The organism is Devosia riboflavina (assembly GCF_000743575.1).
Classification (GTDB): Bacteria; Pseudomonadota; Alphaproteobacteria; order Rhizobiales; family Devosiaceae; genus Devosia; species Devosia riboflavina.
In genome coordinates this window covers 1-576 of the sequence record NZ_JQGC01000093.1, presented here as the reverse complement: position 1 = coordinate 576, position 576 = coordinate 1, and the positions used below count along the sequence as shown (strand labels likewise).

At 66.1% G+C, this 576-nt stretch carries 1 pseudogene; it reads left to right on the top strand.

Annotation, left to right across the window (positions count from 1 at the left end):
- Positions 1-553: pseudogene (locus JP75_RS26740) on the top strand (ComEC/Rec2 family competence protein); the annotation flags it as partial.
- Positions 554-576: the final 23 nt, after the last annotated feature.

The window sequence follows — 576 nt, the reverse complement described above, 5'->3', positions numbered from 1 at the left end:
GACACCGTTGGCCCGGGCTATTGGGCTGGCGTGCCTGGCCTGGTTCGCTTTCTTCAAGACGCGCTGGCGACTGCTGGGGCCTGTCCTCGTAGCAGTGACGGTGCCGCTCTTCGCCATCGACCGTCCACCGGACGTGTTGATTGCCGACACGACGCAGGCATTGGCCTTCCGCGGCCCTGACGGCCTTGCGCTTGCCACCGGCAAGCCTGGCTCATTCGCAGTGCAGCTATGGGAGGACACTTATTCGGAGCCGATCGAGAAGGCTACGAGCGGCGTCGCCTGCGATTCCCTCGGCTGTATCGCTGAGGCGGCCGGTGGCTATCGGATTGCCGTCGTGCGCGATGCGGCCGCGTTCGGCGAGGATTGCGCGGCAGTTGATCTCGTCGTTACGCGTCTCTACGCGCCCGCCTATTGCCGGAGCGAGGCGACGGTGATCGACGCGGGTGATCTGCGTCGCGGCGGTGTGCATTGGCTGAAATGGCTGGGGGGCGGCTTTGAAATCCGCCCCGCCATTGTCGATCTCAACCGGCCTTGGCGAGTCGTGCCACGGTGACCCCGGCCGGGCCCATGCTTTCC